The organism is Marinobacter sp. F4206, assembly GCF_019392195.1.
GTDB lineage: Bacteria > Pseudomonadota > Gammaproteobacteria > Pseudomonadales > Oleiphilaceae > Marinobacter.
On the sequence record NZ_JAHXKI010000001.1, the window covers coordinates 1 to 20,729 of the forward strand.

The following is a 20,729-nucleotide window of genomic DNA, read 5'->3' on the forward strand; positions in this document are numbered from 1 at the left end:
CAGTGAGCATCTTCGGCATCGTAGCTCTCCTGTTTCGGAGTTATCGATGCGTGTCTATTGAAGTGGGGGAAGTGCAGCCAGACCAGGAATCGGTTGTTAGCTGGCATTTCGAAGTCTGATTCCAGAAGCATGCCGTGATCGCGGGCCAGATCCTCAAGCTGCGACATATCTCGAATCCCCATGGCCGGGTTCCGCTGGCTGAGGTGGCGGTCAAACAGGGCGTTACTCTCACTGGTGTGCTGGCCCGCGTATTTGAACGGTCCATAGAGGCAGAACATTTCCCCGTTCGTCAGTGCGGCGCCAACTCCTGCGAACATGCTCGCAACTTCGTTCCAGGACATGATGTGGGCCGTGTTGGCTGAAAAAACACCATGAATCCTGGGGATATTCCAATCCGTTTGGCGGACGTCCAGCGCCAACGGTTGTTTGAGGTTGGGTAAAGCGGACTCCTGAAGTCTTGGCAGGCAGAGCTGGTAGTTCTCAGGATGGTCGCTGGGCTGCCAGACTATGTGGGGCAGGTGATGGGCAAAGTGGACGGCATGCTGGCCAGTTCCCGTTCCTATTTCAAGGATCGTGCCGGAGTGCCTGAAAATCTCAGCGAGTTTTTCCAGTATCGGCGCCTTGTTGTTTTCGCAGGCCTGCGAAAACGGTTTGTCGTGATTCATGTGCGAGCCCCTATCGTCGAATCCCAAAGTCGCTGTACTCGCCGGTGGCCGGGGCCGTCGTCACCTCAATGTCATCCACCCTGGCGGCCGGGGGGCCATCGCAACACCACGCCTTCAGTCGTTCAAGCTGGTCTTCATTGCCTTCGGCCACAATCTCAACCCGGCCGTCCGGGAGGTTGCGGGCGTAACCGGTAAGGCCGAGCTCTGTGGCTCTTGTCGTAGCCGAGGCGCGGTAATAAACGCCCTGGACCAGGCCTGATATCAGCAGATTCCAGCGTTTCATATCCATATTTTGTCCTTGTCATGCGGAGATGGCAGGCTTTAATGAATCTAACGTTTGACCCTGTGTTTGTTCAAGGAGCAATAAGGCGAATGGCAGGTATCTACACCAAGCACAACACGACCGGCTTTTCCGACGCCCTGATCTGTGAGGCGGAGGGGTTGGAGCAGTTGGCAAGCGTCCTGGAAATAGCAGGGGTTGAGAATGTCCGGATTCCCGAGGTGCTTGGTGTTGATCACGAGACATTGAAGATGACGGCGATCCAGGCTGCTCGGGCGGATGATCGCACCCTGGAACTCTTGGGTGAGGGACTGGCGAGTTTGCACAGGATCGTGCAAACCAGCTATGGCTGGCGTCGCGATAATTACATCGGGCTGGCTCCGCAACCAAACCAATGGACAGCGAACTGGGGCGATTTTTTCGTCCGGGACCGGTTGGGATATCAGGTCTCGAGAATTACCGATGCGACGATAAGGCAAGAGTTCGAGCAACTGCTCGACCAGCACGGCCCGGTGGTGATCGAGTGGCTGAACAGGCACTGCGAACATCCCAGTCTGCTGCACGGGGATCTATGGCGCGGCAACGCCTTGTTTGACGGGAGGGACGCGTGGTTGATTGACCCGGCCATATATTGCGGAGATCGGGAGGCTGATCTGGCGATGACGGAAATGTTTGGCGGATTCGGTGCTGCGTTCTATCGCGGCTATGACCGAATTTACCCCCGGTCGGCCAGTTACGATAGAAAGCGGGAAATCTATAACCTTTACCACTATCTGAACCACTACAACCTGTTTGGCGGCGGCTACCTATCAGGCTGCAAACGCGGATTTTTGGCGCTGAGCCGGATGGCCGCAGAGTCTGACCAGAGTGCTGGAGAGGCCCGTTAAATTACACCGACACTACGGAGGGTGAATACGCCCAGCGTTACGGTAACGCTGGCCATGAGTGTTGTCAGGGCGACGATGTTCGCAGCCAGGCGATCGTTCCCCCCGAGAATTTTGGCCATCACGAAGCTTGCGGCGGCCGTTGGGCTGGCGAAAAACAGGAACATCAGGCCCAGTTGCGGGCCGCGGAAACCAGCCAGCCAGGCTGCAGCAGTGCAAAGCGCGGGCAAGACGACCATTTTCAGCAGGCTGGAACTGAACGCGGTTTTACTGTCGCTGCGGATGGCACTCAGTGACACCGTTGCGCCAATGCAAAGAAGCGCCAGGGGCAGGGTGAGTGAGGCGAAGTAGTCTCCGGAGGTCATCACCCAGGTCGGAAGCCGAACGTCGAGCCCGGCAAAGGGGATGGCCACGACCACGGCGAGAATGAGCGGGTTGCGAATGATGTCATGGAAGATTTTCTGCCAGCTGGCGGATTGGCCAGGCTGATAGGCAATGAGCACGATCACCGACAGGGCGTTGTAGGAGATGATGACAAGCCCCAGAAGGATGCCGCCGGCGGACAGCCCGAAGTCCCCGTACAGATTGGCGGCCAGCGCCAAGCCCACGATTCCGCAGTTGCCTCGGAAAGCCCCCTGGACGTATACCCCGCGATCCTCCCGCACGACCCGCCAGCGCGCCCAGAGCCAGGCGAGACCAAAACTGGCGAGCGTGGCAAACAGAAAGAACAGTAACAGCCCGGGATTGAGGGCCGTGTCCAGGTCTGCCCGGATGATACTCAGGAAGACGAGCGTCGGCAGTGTTGCCTTAAAGACAAGGGCTGAAGCCGTGTTGATAAAGGCGCTGTCTATCCAACCGATGCGGCGAAGACCCAGACCCATAAAGACCATGGCGAAAACGGGGAGGGTGGTCTCCAGGGTTTGCAGGAAAATCGCAGTCAGAGTCATGCCGGGTTCGGATCCAATGGTCGGCGAAGGGAGTGCGGAACGAGTTACGCAGAGCGAGGCCAATATTGTAAGGGGTTGGTAGGTAGTAAGCTATCATCACTACTGCAAAACCGGATCATGCTGCCCCCAGCGTCATCGGACTCGCCGCCTAGGCCTTTACCTCCTTGCCGGCCGCGCGCTCAATGGCCGTCAGGATCCGGTTGTAGGTGCCACAACGACAGAGATTGCCGGCCATGGCGTCCACGATTTCCTGAGTGTCGGGTTGAGGCGTTTTTTTGAGGAGTGCTGTAGCGTTCATGATCTGCCCGGCCTGACAATAACCACACTGTGCGACGCCAAGGTCCAGCCACGCCTGTTGCACCTTCTTACCGACCGGGTCTTCGGACATGGCTTCGATGGTGGTAATTTCTCCAGAGGCGGCAGAAGCCGGGGTGACACAGGACCGAATGGCCACGCCATTGAGGTGGACGGTGCAGGCACCACACTGGGCCATGCCACAGCCAAATTTGGTGCCTTTCATTCCTATGACATCGCGAATAACCCAAAGCAAGGGCATGTCTTCGGGAACGTCGAGCTCATGTGTATTGCCATTGATATTGAGTGTAACCATTGCCTGTCTCGCAGGTTGGAGTATTAGCGGGTTTACTGTGTTTCAGGCCTTCAGTTGATCCCCAACTGGCAGCCTTCGAATACGCTTGCCGGTCGCCGAATAGATAGCATTTACCAGAGCAGGCGCAACCGGCGGCAAACCAGGCTCGCCTACGCCGCCCATGGGGGCATCCGGGTTGTGCACCAGATGAACTCGTATCTCCCTGGGTGATTCGGTCATCCTTGGTAAAAGGTAGCGATCAAAATTGGATTGTTTGGCGACCCCATTCTCAAAGGCCATTTCATTAAGCAGCGCAACACCAATACCCATTATGCAGGCCCCTTCCATCTGCGAATGAATGCGCTCCGGATTGGCCTGGGGGCCACAATCGAACGCAATATCTGCGCGGTGAATGGTCAGGGTCCCACTGTCGCTCACCTCGACATCGAATACCACGGCGGCGTAAGAAGCAAAACTGTGGTGGAATGCCAGCCCCAGCCCTCGACCGTTGGGCAATTCCTTGCCCCAGCCCGCTTCTGCGGTGACTCTTTCGATCACGCCACGCATTCGAGCGGTGTCGATGAAATAAATATTCGGATCTTCATCGTAGTTGTAGTTGTCGCCAACCGAGAGGTTGGAAATTTTCCGATCTTCACCCAAGAGTTCTAGAAGGAAATCACGGTGGTCTTTGCCCGCTGCTGTTGCCAGCTCATGGGTGAAGCTTTGAATCGCCCAGGCATGGGGCAGGTTATAGACCGATCGAAACCAGCCGATGCGGACGTGGGCCGGCGCTGGAGGGTTTTCCAGTCGCATGGCTGGGACCTTGAAGGGGGTCGTGTTGAAACCCATGCCCCGCTCAACCCTTGTTTTATGCTCGTAGTTTGGTCTGAACAGGGAAAGGGTGCTGGGCGAGAGTGACCGGTGCAACCACGCGGTCGTGCGTCCTTTTTCATCGAGGCCGGCTTCAAGATGGTCCATCGATACAGCCTGATAATAACCATGCTGTAGATCATCTTCCCGGGTCCACTGTACGGTCACCGGCCGACCCTCAAACGATTGGGCAATGGCTGCCGCCTCTATCGCGAAATCCGGCTTTGCTTTTCGGCCAAAGGCTCCCCCGAGCAAGGTGATGTTCACGGTCACATGGGTCTCATCCAAACCTAACCGTTCCGCGACTTTGACGCGAATAGCATGAGGGTTCTGAGTGGGTGCCCATATCTCTGCGCTGCCTTTCTGCACCCGAGCTGTTGCCACTGGGGGCTCCATAGGAGCATGGGCCAAATGTGGCATGTAGTAGGTCGCTGAGACTCGCTTGCCGGAAGTCTCCATGGCTCGGTCGAAATCGCCTTCGTCCCGAATGACCTTACCGGGTAACTGCGCTCGCTTTTCCAGCTTTTCACGGTAGGCGGAGGATGTGTAAGCGCTGTTATCCCCGGCAGAGCCATTGTCCCAGCGTACCTTCAGTGCTTTCCGACCCTGGATAGCGGCCCATGTGTTGGTTGCCACCACGGCAACACCACCAAGGGGATTGAACTCTGTTGGCAGGCCGGTGCCCTCGATTCGTAACACCCGTATAACTCCGGGAACTTTCAGAGCATCACTCTCGTCGAATCCGCCTAAGCTGGCACCATAGACCGGAGGGCGGGCGATGACCGCATACAACGGATTGTCGAAGGCGACATCCGCCCCATACACGGCGGCGCCGGTGACGATGTCCTCTCCGTCGATGGCTTTCGGGCGAGGTGATATAAGTGCCCCATTGATAAATCCGGTTTCCCTGCCGATGAAGCGAAGCTCATGGTGCGTTTTTAGAACCAGGGAGTCAGGATCAGGGACATCAAGATTGCGGGCGGCTTTGGCTAAATCACCAAACCCTAGCTTTTTCCCCGACGGCTCATGCTTGATTTCGTGAATGCCGGCTTTCACTTCACTGATGGGGACCTGCCAATGATCCGCTGCGGCCTGCTCAAGCATTTGCCTTGCTGCGGCGCCCGCCCGGCGTAGCGGGTCAAACCATTGCCGCATGCTTCTGGATGCTTCCGTGTATTGGTTACCGTAAAAGTTTCGGACGCCCTTGGCCTGATGAACCCTGACTCGCTCCCAATCCGCACCGAGCTCATCGGCAATAACCATCACGTTGCTGGTGCGGATACCCTGGCCCATCTCGGAGCGATGGTTGACAATGGTTACAGTGCCGTCAGCGTGAATATGAATGAATACATTCGGGTTGTCGGTGTAGCCGCCGGGCATGCCTGCGGCGCCGAACTTCTTCATTTCGGCGGTTTCCACCCAGTCCCAGCGGGCGGCTAGCACCAGGGCGGTCCCCCCTGCCACGCCGGCAAGGAATCGACGACGGCTTACATTTGCAAGCTTCAGCCGGTCCTTCGGCTTATTTTCCATGGCCTTCTCCCAAGGTTATGCACACTCGATGATATTGAGAAATCGTCTATGGTTGGGGCCATATTTACGTCAAACATCGCATCTGCCCGATTTTAGTTTAGTAGTGCCAACGAAAAATGCCAAAGATTCAGTGTGCTGAAATCCTGAACGAAAGGTAACGAAATCGCTTGCGCCGAAGCCTGCGGGCTGGGCTATAGTAGGCGCCGGTTGCTGCGAAATAAGAGGATCAGGATGGAAGCCGTAAATCCCACCCCCGAACAACTTCAGAAAGTGCTTTCGGATACTCCCAAAGACCAACCCGTGGTGATGCTTAACCTCCTGAGGTTTCGGGATCGGGCCAACTACACGGACGAGTCGACAGATCGGTCAGGTCGGGAAGCTTACAAACTCTATATGCAGGAGGCCGCGGCCTGCGTTAAGGCCGTCGGTGCGGAGGTGATCTGGTCAGGACACAGCGTAGGTTCTTTGATTGCACCTCCTGACGAGTCCTGGGATCAGGTTCTTCTGGTTCGCTACCCCTCGATTGATGCCTTTATGGCCATGATTGAAAGTTCCGACTACAAGGGCGTTGTCAAACATCGAACCGCCGCAGTCCGGGATTCCAGGCTGGTTGCCAACCTCGAAGACCGGGTTTAGGTTCCCAGAATTCCGGTTTGCTGCAGCACCATGTAGCTGGCTGTGCCCGCGGCGATGGAGAGCAGGGCATTGCCGCGCCACACATGCATGCAGACCACGAGCACCCCTGGAATGAGAGCGTCGAGCCCCGGAACTGTTGAGGTCCAGCTGGCTGAACGCTGGAGGAAAATCACCGCCAGCAGGGCCATCACTGCGGCGGGCAGGTATCGTCCGAGATGCTGAATGAGCGGGTGCTCCGTATGGCGTTCAAAGAACAGGAACGGGATTACCCGGGTCGCGAACGTCGCCACAGTCGCGACGGCGATAAACGCGGCGACGTAAGTCGTTTCATCCATGGCTTATGCCCTCTTTATTACGCCCGGCTCCCGCCCGGCGGTAGTGCACCAGCAAAGCAATGGTGACAATCCCGATGGCGCCGATCAGCTGATGCGCCGCCGGAATAACCATCATTGCGACACCCGCTGCGGCCGCGCCGGTCCATATTGGAAAGCCATCTCCCAGCGCCTTGTACTGCTCAATGGTCAGAACGATGAACAGGGCGACGAGGGCGAACTCTATCCCTGTGCTGTCGAATTCCACGTTATCTGCGAGCAATGCCCCGAGGGCGCAGCCGATCACCCAGTAACACTGGTTGAAGGCGGTAATCCGGAAATCCAGCAATTGTTCGTAGGTGCGGTCAGGTCCGCGCGGTCGGCTGGTTAGCAGAGAGTAGGTTTCATCGGTCAGGCCGAAGATCAGGTAGAGCTTGCGCCAACCCGCACCCCTGAATTGCCCAAGCAGGGAAAGGCCGTAGAAAAGATGTCGGGCGTTCAGGACGAACATTGCAATGAACACTTCCACAAGACCGGCATTGGCGGCCATCAAACTAACGGCCAGGATCTGACCGGCGCCCGCAAAAATCAGAATGCCCATCAGCGGAGCGATCCACCAGGCGTAGTCCAGTTGCGTGGTGAAAAGTACCCCGAAGGCCATGCCCAGGGGGAGGTAGCCAAACAGGATAGGCAATGTGAGTCTGAAAACGGAGCGATTCATTAGCATCCAACCCTTTATAAGTCGGGGGATAATAGGCAAATGAAGCGGGTTTTTGAAGCGGTGCGTAAGGCTGGCTCCGGTTGAATTGACATTCAGTACACACGGGCGAAATAAAAGCGTCATGAAACGGGAATAATCTTCAGGCCATAGCCCGCTGTTGGAGTTGTCATGCTAGGCACTGTTCGTACCCGCATCCTGTGTTTTGCGGTTCTTTGCGTCTTCGCCCTCGCCGGTCTGGCGGCCCTGTCCTGGACCATTATCCTGAAGGCGGAAGAGGCGTCCGGAACGCTGACCCACACCAACCTGAAAGAATCTTGGTTGTTGGTCGACCTTGAGCAATCCCACCGTCAGCTCCAGGACCTTGCCTACAAGGTGAAAGCCCAGTTAATGCTTTGGCACGAGATAGAACCGGCGTTTGCCGAGCTTGAGCGGACTATCCCCGAGAATTGGAACGCTGTGCGTGAAAATGATGCTCTCAGGGACTGGGCAGGGAATCATTCCCAGGCGTTTGAGCGGGTGCTCGCCTTGATGGCCGCCATTGCCGAGCAGACCAACCTGCTCGCCCTCAATGCAGCCATTGAGGCTGCCCTGGCCGGTGAACACGGTCGCGGGTTTGCCGTGGTGGCCGACGAGGTCCGGACCCTGTCGCGGCGAACGTCGGACTCCACACGCGACATTTCCCAGTGGGTGCAAGATCTGGTTTCGGGTGTTGGCAGCGTTGACGGTCTGTTGGGAGAGATGCGCGACGCCGGCAGTGAGAACCAGGAGCATCTGGTCGCGCTGAGAGGCCATCTGGAAAATCTTGGCTTGCGGTTCGAACAGCTCGAGGCTCACAGTGCTGAAATCAGTGACGCTGTATCAACCCAGCGCAAAGAGATCGGGCGGGTAGGGCGCCGATCGGCGATGCTGCATGAAAGTGCGGATTTCCTGGTGACAAGCGTCAAGAATACCCGAACCATCAGTGAGGACCTGCGGCAGGGTTCGTTATCCATGCGCCAGTTAACGGCCCAATTCAGAACCATCAATGATAATGCTTAGCGGTAGGCTCGTCTGGCTTCGGCACAAAGGGCTTCTCTCGCCCGAGCATTGTCCTTACCATGGTAACGAGACAGGAGGATCTATGACCGACGACGCAGCCCATCAGCCCCAGCCGGACCCAAGAGAAGAAAAGTTCATTGTTGACAGTGAGTTACTGACCGAGGATCAACTGAGTGGACTGGTGGGTGAATACTGCACCCGATATCATGGCCTGAACGACACTGAGCAACCGCTGGCCGAGCGCGACCGGGTGCTAAAAGCGGTTAAATGCGGGGATTTGGTCGTCTGGTTTGATCCCGTAGAGAATACTGCCGGGCTGGGTTCGCCCTCTTGAGGCATTGTCCGGTAATAGGATTTCCGGTTAAAGCTACCCGGATGCTAAGGTACCCGGTACAATCTCGCTGTTTTATCGTAGTCCGTGTACGAGGTGAATTTTGATCAGGGTACTGGTTGTCGATGACCACGAGTTGGTGCGCTCCGGGATTACCCGGATGCTGGCGGATAACCCCGACCTGGAAGTTGTTGGGCAGGTATCCTCCGGAGAGGATGCCATAGAATTCGTTCGCAGGGACCGACCGGATATTGTCCTGATGGATATCCGGATGCCAGGCATTGGCGGCCTGGAAGCGACGCGACGTATCCTCCGGATTGACGACTCGGTTCGCGTGATTGTCGTGACGGCCTGTGCGGATGACCCATACCCCACCCGAGTGATGCAGAGCGGCGCCACGGCCTATATTACGAAAGGCGCCGACATTAAAGAGATGGTCCGCGCGATTCGTATGGCCCACGCCGGTCAGCGTTATATCAGCCCTGAAATTGCCCAGAAAATGGCGCTTAAACAGTTGGGCGGCGACCGGGACGATGAGGGTGAGTTATCCCTGTTTGAGCGTTTGTCCGAGCGTGAGATGCAGATTGCGATGATGGTCGTGGACTGTCAGAAGGTTCAGGACATCTCCGACAAGCTGTGCCTGAGCCCGAAAACGGTGAACAGCTACCGGTATCGGATTTTCGAGAAGCTGGACATTTCCAGCGATGTTGAGTTGGCCCTGATGGCCGTCCGGCTCGGGTTACTTGATGCCGACAAGGTCTGAGCCCGCCAGTTATCCAGCGGAGTTCGACAGTAAGAACTTCCTGAAGCAGCTTACGGAACGGCCCGGCGTCTATCGCATGTACGACGAAGACGGTTCCGTCCTGTACGTGGGTAAGGCCCGCAATCTTAAAAAGCGGGTCAGCAGCTATTTCCGCAAGACCGGGCTGGCGCCGAAAACCGAAGCGCTGGTGGCCAAGATCTCGTCCATAGAGGTCACCATCACCGGAAGCGAGACCGAAGCCCTGCTGCTTGAGCAAAATCTGATCAAGTCACTTCGGCCTCCCTATAACATTCTGCTCCGGGACGATAAGTCCTACCCCTATATTTACCTTTCCTCTCATGGCGATTACCCGTCGCTGACCTTTCGGCGGGGACGCACCAAAAAGGGTGGGGGAACCTGGTTCGGTCCGTTTCCGAGCTCCGGGGCGGTCAAGGAAAGTCTTAACATTCTACAAAAGGTATTTCGGATAAGATCCTGTAGTGAAAGCTATTTCAGGAACCGAACGCGCCCCTGCCTTCAGTATCAGATCAATCGGTGCACCGCCCCCTGCGTGGAGTACATCAGTCCGGAGGACTACCGGGAGGATATCCGGCACGCCACCATGTTTCTTGAGGGCAAGAACCCGGCCATTCTTCATGACCTGATGAGCGCCATGGAGTCCGCGTCCAGGAACCTTGAATTTGAAAAGGCGGCCGCCTACCGCGATCAGATCAATCACCTGCGCCACGTCCAGGAGCAACAGTCAGTCGATGGCGAGGGCGGAGATGCGGACGTGATTGCCATTGCCCAGGACGCCGGAATTGTCTGTATTGTGGTGATTATTGTGCGCGGTGGCCGGGTACTTGGCACCAAGGACTATTTCCCACGCTATTCTATAGAGCAGACAGAGGGTGAGCTGTTAAGCGCGTTTCTGGGCCAGTATTATTTTGGAGGCAACACCCGTCGGGAAATTCCCCGGGATATTCTGGTCCCGGTGGACGTTGAGGGCCAGGAACTGCTGGCCGAGGCGCTCTCCGAGGCTGCCAGCCGGGAAACCCGGATTCGTGGCAACGTGAGAGGAGAACGCCGCCGCTGGTTGGAGCTGGCCATGACCAACGCGCGCCAGACCCTGCTGACGCACCTGGCGAGCAAGGAAACGGTCTACCGCAGATTGTTGGCATTGCGCGACCTTCTGGAATTGGCGGAGACGCCCTCCCGGATGGAATGTTTCGACATCAGCCACAGCCACGGGGAAAATACCGTCGCATCCTGCGTGGTTTTCGACGAGAATGGCCCGCTGAAAAGCGATTACCGGCTGTACAATATCGAAGACATTACGGCGGGAGACGATTACGCGGCCATGCGGCAGGTGTTGACCCGTCGCTACAAGCGCATGGTCGCAGGTGAGGGAAAACGGCCGGATCTCGTGTTTATCGACGGTGGCAAAGGCCAGCTGAACATTGCCCGGGAAGTGTTTGACGAGCTAGAAATCTCGGACATACCACTGATCGGGGTCGCCAAGGGTGTTACCCGCCGGGCAGGTATGGAGCAGTTGATTGATGCCATGACCGGCGACGTGTTTCGGGTGCCTGCTGACTCGCCGGCGTTGCATCTGATTCAGCACATTCGGGATGAGTCCCACCGGTTTGCAATAACCGGTCACCGGGCCAGGCGGGATAAAAAACGACGGCAGTCCACCCTCGAGGGGATCGAAGGCGTCGGCCCGAAGCGTCGGCGCGATCTGATCCACTATTTTGGCGGGATACAGGAAATCCGCAAAGCCAGTGTGGATGAGATGGCCAAGGTTCAGGGCATCAGCAAATCATTGGCGGAAAACATCTACGCAGCGTTGCATGACGAGTAAGGACAGCATGAATCTACCCAACATTCTCACTCTCTCCCGCATTATCATGATCCCGGTCTTTGTGATCATTTTCTACCTGCCAGTGGAGTGGAGTTATCTGGTCAGTGCCTGCATTTTTGCCCTGGCGGGACTGACCGACTGGCTGGATGGGTATCTGGCCCGGAAGCTGGATCAAAGCACTCCGTTCGGCGCATTCCTCGACCCGGTCGCGGATAAGTTGATGGTGGCGGTCGCTCTGGCCGTTCTGATCGAGGAACATGCGGCGATTCTGCTTACCATCCCGGCCACAGTCATTATTGGACGCGAGATTGTGATCTCGGCTCTGCGGGAGTGGATGGCGGAAATGGGAAGCCGTGCCAGTGTCGCGGTGTCCTACATCGGCAAGATCAAGACCACGGCCCAGATGGCGGCCATTGTTGGCCTGCTGGCCTTTCCCCCAGGCGTTGTATGGGCGGACGTGTCCATCGGGTTACTGTATATCGCAGCGGGTCTGACGCTCTGGTCCATGGGGCTCTACCTGAAGGCAGCATGGGCGGATCTTTTTCCCGCCTCTTAGTCGCCCGCACCATTGCACTTCGTCGCCCACTGGGTGATGGTTTTTGAAAGCCGTTCACCGGCCAGGCTGAACGCTTCAACGACCGATTCAATGCTGGTTCCGTTGGACTGCTGCTCAATTCGGAAACTGTCGGAACACAGTGTGGCCCGGGACCGGTTATTGACGACCTGGCCGTGCAATTCGATCACCACGTTGGCCGTCTGGCCATTGTTTTCACTGTGGAATGCTGAGAGTTCGCTGATCAGGGTCCAGTCGGCGTCGGCCGGATTGGTGTCACTGATTACGTTTTCAAAGCCCCTGCTGGCGCGAACCGTCCTCAGTAGTAAGTCGCGAACAATCACCGGTACCGTGTCCCGCCAACGTACGCCGTCGTACATCTGGAATTCCCAAGGTGTCGGTTTGGCCAGAATCCGGTTGCCGTTTAACGGGTCTGACGCGTAAGGGGTGTCCACGCGAAAACTGTAGGGCCGGGTTTCGCGAGCGCGAAAGGTTGGATCAGGCACGGAAAAATCCATGACCCGGGGAGGCTCTGGATTGGGAAATACCGTGCAGCCGGCCAAACTGGCCAGAAGCCCGGCGGTGAGTGTGAATACAGCCAGACGTCGGTTCACTGTGACAGCTCCTTGATGGTTTCACCGCCCCAGATCGTTCGTGTGGGATCTTCCCCCAGTCGCCGGGTGAACTGATTGAGGTTACGCAGGGTACTGCGCAGTTCACGCAACGCGGGCGCCAATTCCCCCATACCCTGCAGGCCTGAATCCATGGCACCTTCGTTCTCCCGGGTCAGCCTGTCAATTCGGGACGAGGTCGCGTGTATGGTTTGCAGCGCCTGATCGAGCGAGTTCAGCACCGCGCGGCCCTCATTCTGCAGAATGGCGTTGGCGTTATCCGATACCTGGGCCACCCTGATAGCGGCTTCGCCGGTCCGTTTGCCTGCAGAATCCAGTCTTTCGAGCAGCGCATTGAGTTGACTCCTTTGGGCGAGCAGAGCGTCTGTTGCCTCCCGGGTGTTGGCGAGAATGGCCGTCAGATTCTCCGTGTTCTGATCGGAGAACATTTTGTTGGCGTTGGTCAGCAATGAGTCGGCTTTTTGCAGCAGGTCCTCCCCATTGGCCATCAGACTGTCGAACGCCGAGGGCTTGGCCATGATCAGCGGAGGGTTTTGTTGGTCACCTTCGAGTTCGGGGCTGTCCGGGCTGCCGCCACTGAACTGGATGCTCATGCTCCCGGTTATATTAGCCAACACCAGGCCAGCCTTCGTATTTTCCCGAATCGGGATCTGCTGATCGACACGGATCAGCACGCGGACGTGGCTGGGGTCGTGAGGCTCCAGTCTCATTTCAACGACATCCCCTATCTGAACGCCGCTGTAGAGCACAGGATTCCCCGCCGCGAGTCCGCTCACCGGATGGTTAAAGCCGATTTCGTAGTAAGCCCAGTCCCGGTCGGCTGCGGACTTGCCAAGCCAGAGGGCAAAACCGAGTGCTGCGGCAAACGCTGTCACCGTAAACAAGCCAATAATCACATGGTGGGCCTTAGGCTCCATGATGCTTACTCCTGAGACCGGGGTGATTGGGCTCGGAAGGCGCTTTCTGCAGCGCGCCCCCGAGGGCCGTTAAAGTAGTCCTGTATCCATGGGTCATCAATGGCGGCGACCCGTTCCAGGCGGTCCGCCACCAACACTTTTTTCTGGGCCAGCACGGCAATTCGGTCGCAAGTGGCGTACAGGGTATCGAGGTCGTGGGTGACCAGAAAAACCGTGAGGCCGAGGGCGTCCCGCAGGGTGACAATGAGCCGGTCGAAGGCGGCTGCGCCAATTGGATCGAGGCCGGCCGTGGGTTCGTCCAGGAACAGGACCTCCGGGTCGAGGGCGAGTGCGCGTGCCAGTGCGGCACGCTTGACCATGCCACCGGACAGTTCCGCAGGATACTTCAGGGCCGCCTCGGGCGGTAAGCCTGTCAGTGCCAGCTTCATGCGGGCCAGGCGTTGTGCCTCCGGCCGGCTCAGCCCAACATGCTCGATCAGCGGAACGGCTATGTTTTCCTGCAGGTTTAACGACGTGAAGAGCGCGCCACCCTGAAACAGAACACCGAGTCGTTGTTCAACCAGGGAACGTTGCCGGGCTGGTAGTTGTTCAAGGTCCTTATCGAACACCCGAATTTCGCCGGCAGCAGGGGGGTTAAGCCCCACGATAGTTCGAAGAAGTACCGTCTTGCCGGTTCCGGATCCCCCGACCACGCCCAGGATCTCGCCGTTCATCAGATCGAGATCCAGGTCCTTGTGAATCACGTGGGTCCCAAACTGGTTGCAAAGCCCTCGCACCTGGATAACGGCTTCCCCAATCGAGTCGGGATGTGGTTCAAGCTGATGATGTTTCATAGATGCCTACCACCCCATTTCCATGAAGAACATGGCGGCGATCGAGTCGAACAGAATCACCATGAAAATGGACTGAACCACACTCGAGGTGGTGTGCTCGCCAACCGATTGCGCGCTCCCGCTGACCTTGAAGCCTTCAAGGCACCCGATAACGGCAATCAAAAATGCGAATACCGGGGCCTTGGAGAGCCCTACAAGGAAGTGACGGAGTTCTGTGTCCCGCTCGACAATGGCCAGGAACTGGGCAGGATAAATGTCGAGCGCCAGGGCACAGACAGCCGCTCCTCCCGCCATACCAGCGACCATGCCGATAAAGGCGAGAACCGGGAGGCTCACCATCATTGCCAGCACCCGCGGCAGTACCAGCAGTTCAATCGGATTGAGGCCCAATGTCCGGATAGCGTCGAGCTCTTCATTGACCTTCATGGCACCGATATGTGCGGTAAAGGCGCTGGCGGTCCTGCCGGCAAGAAGGATTGCCGCCAGAAGCACCCCGAATTCCCGCACAAATGAAAAGGCGACCAGATTGACCGTGTAAATAGTCGCGCCAAAACTCTCGAGAACGGTGGCCCCGAGAAAGGCAACGACCGCCCCCACAAGGAAGGTGAGCAGGGCGACAATGGGCAGGGCGTTGAGCCCGGTTTCCTGTATCGCGGCCACAAAAGGCGTGATCCGCCAACGCCAGGGGCGAGGCAGCACCCAGAACATTGCCGCCAGGGTCTGGCCGATAAACCCGTTCAGCGTCCGGAGTAACTGGAGAATACCGTCGGTTTTCTCGCCGGTTTCGGCCAGGAAGCGGGTAATCACGGGTATCCGGGGTGGTTCCGGTTCGGGCCGGTTAGCCATCGCGGCACAGACCGCGCACAGCAGTGCCGACTTCTCCGGAGCCAGGCCCTCCGCACGGGAAGCCAGATCGTGAAGGTGTTCGGGGCCTAGGAGAGAAACCAGTTGAAAGGCGCCGGCGGTATCCAGACGCCCCAGCCGCGAGAGGTCAACACTTACAACATCCGCCAGTTTCGCTGATGCTCTCCAGACAATGCCCTGCAGGTGCTCGTAATCCGAGAGCGTCCAGTCGCCTCGAATGGCGAGAGAAGTGCCATCCACGATAGCTTCGCCGGGCGTTGAAGCACTCGCCGCGAAAACCGGATTTTCCTCACTGGCGGGGCTGGTCACGTTGGTCAACAATCCCTTGTTCGTTTTACTGTCTAATCACAAGCTTAGAGACTCCCGGGAGTATCTGCCAGTAAGTGTTTCGCTGTCTATCGAACAAAAAATGCCCAGAAACCGATATAAAACAGAAAGTTGAAAAAATAGGTTGACGCAAACGGCCGAATCCGTAGAATACGCCCTCGTTGACCAAGCGGGAATAGCTCAGTTGGTAGAGCACAACCTTGCCAAGGTTGGGGTCGCGAGTTCGAATCTCGTTTCCCGCTCCAATTTTTCCAGTTCAACTGGATGAAAAGTCAGCACAGTCTCTCAATGCCCACCTGAGAGCATGAAAGTCCAATTCCTTTCGGACTTTTACCCGGCGCGGTGGCAGAGTGGTTATGCAGCGGACTGCAACTCCGTGTACGCCGGTTCGATTCCGACCCGCGCCTCCAATTTTCCCCCAATTTCAAGTACCCGTTGGACCGCAGACAAGTTTAGCGTTCGATTTGTTGCGCTATCCATCATCTGGCGTCATCCCGGCCTGATATGCTTCAATGACCAGTAATCAGTCAAGTCAGCCAATCAGGCTGGTTTCGATACCTTGGCGCCTGGTCAACAACAATGAGCACAGACGAGAAGATGGTCAAACGCCGGCGCTCTGCTCTTCGGGGTCGTGAAGTGCAACCGGCTGTACTGTCGGAACTTCGGGACCTGATCGGTGACGAACGTGTCGATCCGGCATTGCGCCACCGTGATCGCCTGATTGAGCACCTGCATTTACTGCAGGACGCAGACAGTTACCTCTCCATGCCCCGGCTTCGGGCCTTGGCGGCTTTCATGAACCTGCCTATGGCCGCGATTTATGAAACGGCCACTTTCTATGCCCATTTCGACGTTATCCACGACGAGCAAACCCCACCACCCAAGCTGACTCTCCGTGTGTGTGACTCGCTGCCCTGTCGTTTGGCCGGTGCGGAGGCACTGCATCAAGCGTTGTCTGATGGAGCTGATCCCGAAACGGTAAGAGTACTGCACGCGCCCTGCATGGGGCGCTGCGACACGGCACCGGTGGTCGCCGTCGGGCATCACCATGTATTGAATGCCAGCACCCAGAATGTTGAAGCCGCGGTAAAGCAGGGGCAGGTGGAGCCGGGTAAAGTCCGGTGGCAACGTCTGTCGGAGTATCGTTCGATCGGTGGTTATCAATTACTGGCGGATTGCCGAGAAGGCCTGGTGAGCATCGAATCGCTCGAGAAGGAACTCGAGCAAGCGGGCCTGCGCGGGCTCGGCGGTGCCGGATTTCCCACCTTCCGCAAGTGGCGGGCCGTGCGGGCAGAGCCGGGCCCCCGCTACGCCGTGATCAATGCCGACGAAGGTGAACCGGGCACGTTCAAAGATCGCTATTATCTGGAACGAGAACCTCACACCTTTCTGGAGGGTGCGCTTGTTAGTGCCTGGGCGGTTGAGGCAAAGGCCCTATACATCTATTTGAGGGACGAATACCCCGGCCTGCAGGGTGTGTTGAAAGAAGCTATTGCTGAGTTGGAAGCAGTCGCCATCGTCGAAAAGGGCTTCGTGATCCTGCGCCGCGGCGCGGGTGCCTACATCTGCGGCGAGGAATCGGCCCTGATCGAGTCTCTGGAGGGCAAACCCGGCAAGCCTCGCCATCGCCCGCCTTTTGTGGCCCAGAAAGGCCTGTTCGGTCAGCCCACCCTCGTTAACAACGTCGAGACCGTTTACTGGATTCCGCGTATCCACGCGCAGGGTGCCGAGTGGTTTGCAAACCAGGGGCGGCATGGTCGTAAGGGGCTTCGCAGTTTCTCGGTCTCCGGGCGGGTCGCCAGGCCTGGCGTTCATGTGGCGCCTGCGGGCATTACGCTTAATGAGCTCATTGAGGAATACTGTGGCGGCATGGCAGAAGGGCACCGCCTCCTGGCTTATCTGCCCGGCGGCGCTTCCGGCGGCATACTGCCGGCCAGCAAAGCCGATATTCCGCTGGATTTTGACACGCTTCAGGAGCACGGCTGCTTCATCGGTTCCGCCGCCGTGATCGTTCTGTCTGATCAGGACAATTTGCAAGCCGCGGCTTCCAACCTTTTGGGCTTCTTCGCGGACGAATCCTGCGGGCAGTGCACCCCGTGCCGTGTGGGCACCGAAAAAATGCTGACGCTGCTGGAGCGGGATACCTGGGATGAGGCAACGCTCCAGCGACTCGCCGCCGTGATGGCCGATGCGTCCATCTGTGGTCTTGGCCAGGCCGCGCCCAATCCGGTGCTGAGCCTGCTGCGGGATTTCCGCGGCGAACTGGCCAGCCACAATCTCATCGCCAAAGGGTAGGGAAGCCGCCATGAGCCATTCCAGCGAATGTTTTACCCTGACCCTGGACGATATGGAAGTCGAGGCCTTCCCCGGTGAAACCCTCTGGCAGGTCGCAAAGCGAGCCGGCGAGACCATCCCGCAACTGTGCTTCAAGGATGCCCCGGGCTACCGTGCCGATGGCAATTGCCGGGCCTGCATGGTGGAGGTGGAAGGGGAGCGGGTGCTGGCAGCAAGTTGCATTCGGGAGGCAGCGCCCGGCATGGTCGTGCGAAGCGCGGGCTCTTCACGGGTTCAGGCGGCCCGTAAAGGCATTCTGGAATTACTGCTGGCCGACCAGCCCGAGCGAGAGAGCAGCCCCGATCGGTCCAGCCATTTTTGGGATACCGCGGACCAGCTGGCCATCGATGCTGGTGCCGTGCGCCAGCGCCTGCCGGCACGTTCAGATCGCGAAGGGCCGACGGTCCACCATGTTGAACCCCGTTCCGATTCACTGCCACACGCCGGCGGCCACGACGCTACCCACTCGGCCATGCACGTCAATCTCGACGCCTGCATCACCTGTGGTCTGTGCGAGCGAGCCTGCCGGGAAGTGCAGGGCAACGATGTGATTGGACTGGCCCACCGGGGGGCCGCGTCGAAGGTCATCTTCGATTTTGACGATCCCATGGGGGACAGCACCTGCGTTGCCTGCGGCGAATGCGTGCAGGCCTGCCCGACCGGGGCGCTGATGCCCGCTACCCTGATCGATGCCCAGGGCCGCGGAGACTCGGCGGTGGCGGACCGTACCGTGGACTCTATTTGCCCATACTGCGGCGTAGGCTGCCAGCTCACGTACCACATCAAGGACGAGCCTGCCGACACCAAAACAGAGTCAGGCCTTCAAAGAGGAAGAATTCTTTTTGTGGAGGGCAGGGATGGCCCCTCGAACCAGGGCAGGCTCTGTGTGAAAGGCCGCTTCGGCTTCGATTATCCCGCGCACCCGGCCCGGCTGACACGACCACTGATTCGACGTAAGGGCGTCCCCAAAGGGCTCGACCCTGACTTTGATCCGGCCAATCCCCTGACGCATTTTCGCGAGGCAAGCTGGGAAGAAGCGCTGGAACTGGCGGCGAGCGGTCTAACCGAACTCAAAGGCCAGCACGGCTCCAACGCACTCGCCGGCTTTGGCAGCGCCAAGTGTTCCAACGAAGAAGCCTGGCTCTTCCAGAAGCTGGTGCGCACCGGTTTCGGCTCCAACCACGTGGACCATTGCACCCGGCTTTGCCACGCCAGCTCGGTCGCAGCGCTGATGGAGTGCCTGGGGTCGGGCGCCGTAACTGCCTCCTTCATGCAGGCGCTCCAGGCCGACGTGGTGATCCTCACCGGCTGCAACCCGGCGGTAAATCACCCGGTAGCCGCTACCTACTTCAAGCAGGCAGCGCGTAATGGCACCAAACTGATCATCATTGATCCCCGGGGCCAATCGTTGGACGCCTATGCCTGGCGCAGCGTGCGTTTCTCGCCCGGTGGCGACGTGTCGCTGTTCAATGGCCTGCTCAATGTGATCATCAGCGAGGGGCTTTTCGACAAGAACTACATCGATACCCATACCGAAGGCTTCGAGGCACTGGCGGCAAGTATCGAGGGCATGACCCCGGAAGTGATGAGCCCGGTATGTGGCGTCGACCCCGACACGATTCGGGAAGTGGCTCGTGCCTACGCGCAGGCCGAAAGCGCGATGATCTTCTGGGGCATGGGCATTTCCCAGCATGTGCACGGTACCGACAACGCCCGCTGCCTGATTTCTCTGGCCCTGACGTGCGGCCACACCGGCCGTCCCGGCACCGGCCTGCACCCATTGCGGGGGCAAAACAACGTGCAGGGTGCCTCCGATGCCGGCTTGATCCCCATGGTACTGCCAGACTACCAGCCGGTGGGGGATGCCCAGATGCGATCTGCCTTCGAAGAACTCTGGAACACCAAACTGGACCCGGAGCCGGGTCTGACTGTGGTGGAGATCATGGACGCTATCAGGGCGGGCATCATCAAGGGCATGTACATCCTCGGTGAAAACCCCGCGATGTCGGATCCGGATCTCACCCATGCCCGGGCCGCGCTTGGCGCCCTCGAGCACCTGGTGGTACAGGATCTGTTCGTTACCGAAACCGCCCAGTTCGCCGACGTCATCCTGCCCGCAGCCGCCTGGTCGGAAAAGTCCGGCACTGTCACCAACACCAACCGGCAGGTGCAAATGGGCCGGGCTGCGCTCGCGCCCCCAGGTGAAGCAAAGGCGGACTGGTGGATTATCCAGGAAATCGCGCGGCATTTTGGGTTGGCCTGGAACTACAGCGGCCCCGAGCAGGTGTTTGCCGAGATGAAACAGGGCATGCATTCACTGGATCATATCTCCTGGTCCCGGCTGGAGCGGGAAGGGTCTGTGACCTATCCGTGCCCGGCGGACGACGCGCCCGGCGATGATGTGGTCTTTGCCGATGCGTTTCCCAGGTCCGGGGGGAAGGCCAAATTCTCTCCGGCCAGCCCGCTGCCTCCCGACGAGCCGGTGGATGAAGCCTACCCCACGGTGCTGACCACCGGGCGTTTGCTGGAGCACTGGCACACGGGCGCCATGACCCGTCGAAGCCGGGTACTGGACGAACGGGAACCCGAAGCGGCGGCTTTCCTGGCGCCCTCAGAGCTGGAACGCCTGGGCGTAGCCTCTGGAGAGAACATCCACATCGCCACCCGGCGGGGAAGCATCACTCTTGCGGCGCGGGCTGACCAGACCATGCCCGAAGGCATGGTGTTTGTGCCTTTCGCGTTTGTGGAAGCGGCGGCCAACGTTCTCACCAACCCGGCGCTGGATCCGGACGGGAAGATTCCGGAGTTCAAATACGCAGCGTGCCGGCTCAGCCCGGCCTAGTTTCCCAAACCAACTGGCG

General features: G+C 58.4%; 20 protein-coding genes and 2 tRNA genes. 11 read left to right on the forward strand and 11 right to left on the reverse strand.

What is annotated here, in order from left to right; translation table 11 throughout:
- Together KZO34_RS00005 and KZO34_RS00010 are read right to left on the reverse strand one after the other, a co-directional pair.
- Positions 1-665 (reverse strand): DUF938 domain-containing protein (locus tag KZO34_RS00005; RefSeq protein WP_219471918.1); only part of this gene is annotated, 665 nt, incomplete at its 3' end.
- A gap of 10 nt (positions 666-675) precedes the next feature.
- Entirely contained in the window at positions 676-954 is a 279-nt protein-coding gene (locus KZO34_RS00010; RefSeq protein ID WP_219471919.1) for an acylphosphatase, read from the reverse strand.
- A gap of 83 nt (positions 955-1,037) precedes the next feature.
- On the opposite strand from KZO34_RS00010, the gene KZO34_RS00015 reads away from it, so the two are divergent.
- Positions 1,038-1,832 carry a fructosamine kinase family protein gene (locus KZO34_RS00015; protein WP_219471920.1) on the forward strand — a complete coding sequence of 265 codons (795 nt, stop codon included), beginning with the start codon at positions 1,038-1,040 and terminating at the stop codon, positions 1,830-1,832.
- Here KZO34_RS00015 and KZO34_RS00020 read toward each other — a convergent pair.
- The 3 genes from KZO34_RS00020 to KZO34_RS00030 form a co-directional block, all read right to left on the reverse strand.
- Positions 1,829-2,776 (reverse strand): AEC family transporter, encoded by a 948-nt coding sequence (locus tag KZO34_RS00020; RefSeq protein ID WP_219471921.1) that lies wholly within the window; start codon positions 2,774-2,776, stop codon positions 1,829-1,831. The genes KZO34_RS00015 and KZO34_RS00020 overlap by 4 nt on opposite strands.
- Before the next feature lie 148 nt (positions 2,777-2,924).
- Entirely contained in the window at positions 2,925-3,386 is a 462-nt protein-coding gene (locus KZO34_RS00025) for a (2Fe-2S)-binding protein (protein WP_219471922.1), read from the reverse strand.
- Between the two features lie 42 nt (positions 3,387-3,428).
- Entirely contained in the window at positions 3,429-5,765 is a 2,337-nt protein-coding gene (locus KZO34_RS00030) for a xanthine dehydrogenase family protein molybdopterin-binding subunit (protein ID WP_219471923.1), read from the reverse strand.
- Positions 5,766-5,996: 231 nt separating this feature from the next.
- Between KZO34_RS00030 and KZO34_RS00035 the strand changes: the two genes are divergently transcribed.
- Positions 5,997-6,401 carry a DUF1330 domain-containing protein gene (locus tag KZO34_RS00035; RefSeq protein ID WP_219471926.1) on the forward strand — a complete coding sequence of 135 codons (405 nt, stop codon included), beginning with the start codon at positions 5,997-5,999 and terminating at the stop codon, positions 6,399-6,401.
- Here KZO34_RS00035 and KZO34_RS00040 read toward each other — a convergent pair.
- Both KZO34_RS00040 and KZO34_RS00045 read right to left on the reverse strand, forming a co-directional pair.
- Positions 6,398-6,736 carry a branched-chain amino acid transporter permease gene (locus tag KZO34_RS00040; protein ID WP_219471928.1) on the reverse strand — a complete coding sequence of 113 codons (339 nt, stop codon included), beginning with the start codon at positions 6,734-6,736 and terminating at the stop codon, positions 6,398-6,400. The two genes, KZO34_RS00035 and KZO34_RS00040, sit on opposite strands and share 4 nt — an antisense overlap.
- Complete coding sequence (locus tag KZO34_RS00045; RefSeq protein ID WP_219471929.1) at positions 6,729-7,433, reverse strand: AzlC family ABC transporter permease; 705 nt, start codon at positions 7,431-7,433, stop codon at positions 6,729-6,731. The genes KZO34_RS00040 and KZO34_RS00045 overlap by 8 nt, the downstream gene beginning before the upstream one ends.
- 168 nt (positions 7,434-7,601) lie before the next feature.
- Between KZO34_RS00045 and KZO34_RS00050 the strand changes: the two genes are divergently transcribed.
- The 5 genes from KZO34_RS00050 to pgsA all read left to right on the forward strand — a co-directional run bounded on the left by KZO34_RS00050 (position 7,602) and on the right by pgsA (position 11,964).
- Complete coding sequence (locus KZO34_RS00050) at positions 7,602-8,471, forward strand: methyl-accepting chemotaxis protein (protein WP_219471931.1); 870 nt, start codon at positions 7,602-7,604, stop codon at positions 8,469-8,471.
- Positions 8,472-8,553: 82 nt separating this feature from the next.
- Entirely contained in the window at positions 8,554-8,805 is a 252-nt protein-coding gene (locus KZO34_RS00055; RefSeq protein WP_219471933.1) for a hypothetical protein, read from the forward strand.
- Between the two features lie 100 nt (positions 8,806-8,905).
- Complete coding sequence (gene uvrY / locus KZO34_RS00060) at positions 8,906-9,565, forward strand: UvrY/SirA/GacA family response regulator transcription factor (RefSeq protein ID WP_219471935.1); 660 nt, start codon at positions 8,906-8,908, stop codon at positions 9,563-9,565.
- A complete protein-coding gene (gene uvrC / locus KZO34_RS00065) occupies positions 9,549-11,408 on the forward strand; it encodes an excinuclease ABC subunit UvrC (protein ID WP_219471937.1) in 1,860 nt (619 codons plus the stop codon). The genes uvrY and uvrC overlap by 17 nt, the downstream gene beginning before the upstream one ends.
- Before the next feature lie 7 nt (positions 11,409-11,415).
- On the forward strand, positions 11,416-11,964 hold the full coding sequence (gene pgsA, locus KZO34_RS00070; RefSeq protein WP_219471939.1) for a CDP-diacylglycerol--glycerol-3-phosphate 3-phosphatidyltransferase: 549 nt from the start codon (positions 11,416-11,418) through the stop codon (positions 11,962-11,964).
- Here pgsA and KZO34_RS00075 read toward each other — a convergent pair.
- Genes KZO34_RS00075 through KZO34_RS00090 form a run of 4 tightly spaced genes read right to left on the reverse strand, consistent with a single transcriptional unit; the run spans position 11,961 to position 15,516 of the window.
- Complete coding sequence (locus tag KZO34_RS00075; protein WP_219471941.1) at positions 11,961-12,575, reverse strand: ABC-type transport auxiliary lipoprotein family protein; 615 nt, start codon at positions 12,573-12,575, stop codon at positions 11,961-11,963. The two genes, pgsA and KZO34_RS00075, sit on opposite strands and share 4 nt — an antisense overlap.
- A complete protein-coding gene (locus tag KZO34_RS00080) occupies positions 12,572-13,510 on the reverse strand; it encodes an MlaD family protein (protein ID WP_219471943.1) in 939 nt (312 codons plus the stop codon). The genes KZO34_RS00075 and KZO34_RS00080 overlap by 4 nt, the downstream gene beginning before the upstream one ends.
- 5 nt (positions 13,511-13,515) lie before the next feature.
- Positions 13,516-14,343, reverse strand: coding sequence for an ABC transporter ATP-binding protein (locus KZO34_RS00085; protein WP_219471945.1), 828 nt, complete (start codon positions 14,341-14,343; stop codon positions 13,516-13,518).
- Positions 14,344-14,349: 6 nt separating this feature from the next.
- Complete coding sequence (locus KZO34_RS00090) at positions 14,350-15,516, reverse strand: MlaE family ABC transporter permease (RefSeq protein WP_374706508.1); 1,167 nt, start codon at positions 15,514-15,516, stop codon at positions 14,350-14,352.
- A gap of 187 nt (positions 15,517-15,703) precedes the next feature.
- Between KZO34_RS00090 and KZO34_RS00095 the strand changes: the two genes are divergently transcribed.
- The 4 genes from KZO34_RS00095 to fdhF all read left to right on the forward strand — a co-directional run bounded on the left by KZO34_RS00095 (position 15,704) and on the right by fdhF (position 20,710).
- A tRNA-Gly gene (locus tag KZO34_RS00095) sits at positions 15,704-15,779 on the forward strand.
- Between the two features lie 91 nt (positions 15,780-15,870).
- Positions 15,871-15,944: transfer RNA gene (locus tag KZO34_RS00100), tRNA-Cys, on the forward strand.
- A gap of 169 nt (positions 15,945-16,113) precedes the next feature.
- The gene (locus tag KZO34_RS00105) at positions 16,114-17,829 is read left to right on the forward strand and encodes an NADH-ubiquinone oxidoreductase-F iron-sulfur binding region domain-containing protein (protein WP_219471947.1); all 1,716 of its coding nucleotides are present in this window, start codon (positions 16,114-16,116) and stop codon (positions 17,827-17,829) included.
- Positions 17,830-17,839: 10 nt separating this feature from the next.
- On the forward strand, positions 17,840-20,710 hold the full coding sequence (gene fdhF, locus KZO34_RS00110) for a formate dehydrogenase subunit alpha (protein ID WP_219471950.1): 2,871 nt from the start codon (positions 17,840-17,842) through the stop codon (positions 20,708-20,710).
- Positions 20,711-20,729: the final 19 nt, after the last annotated feature.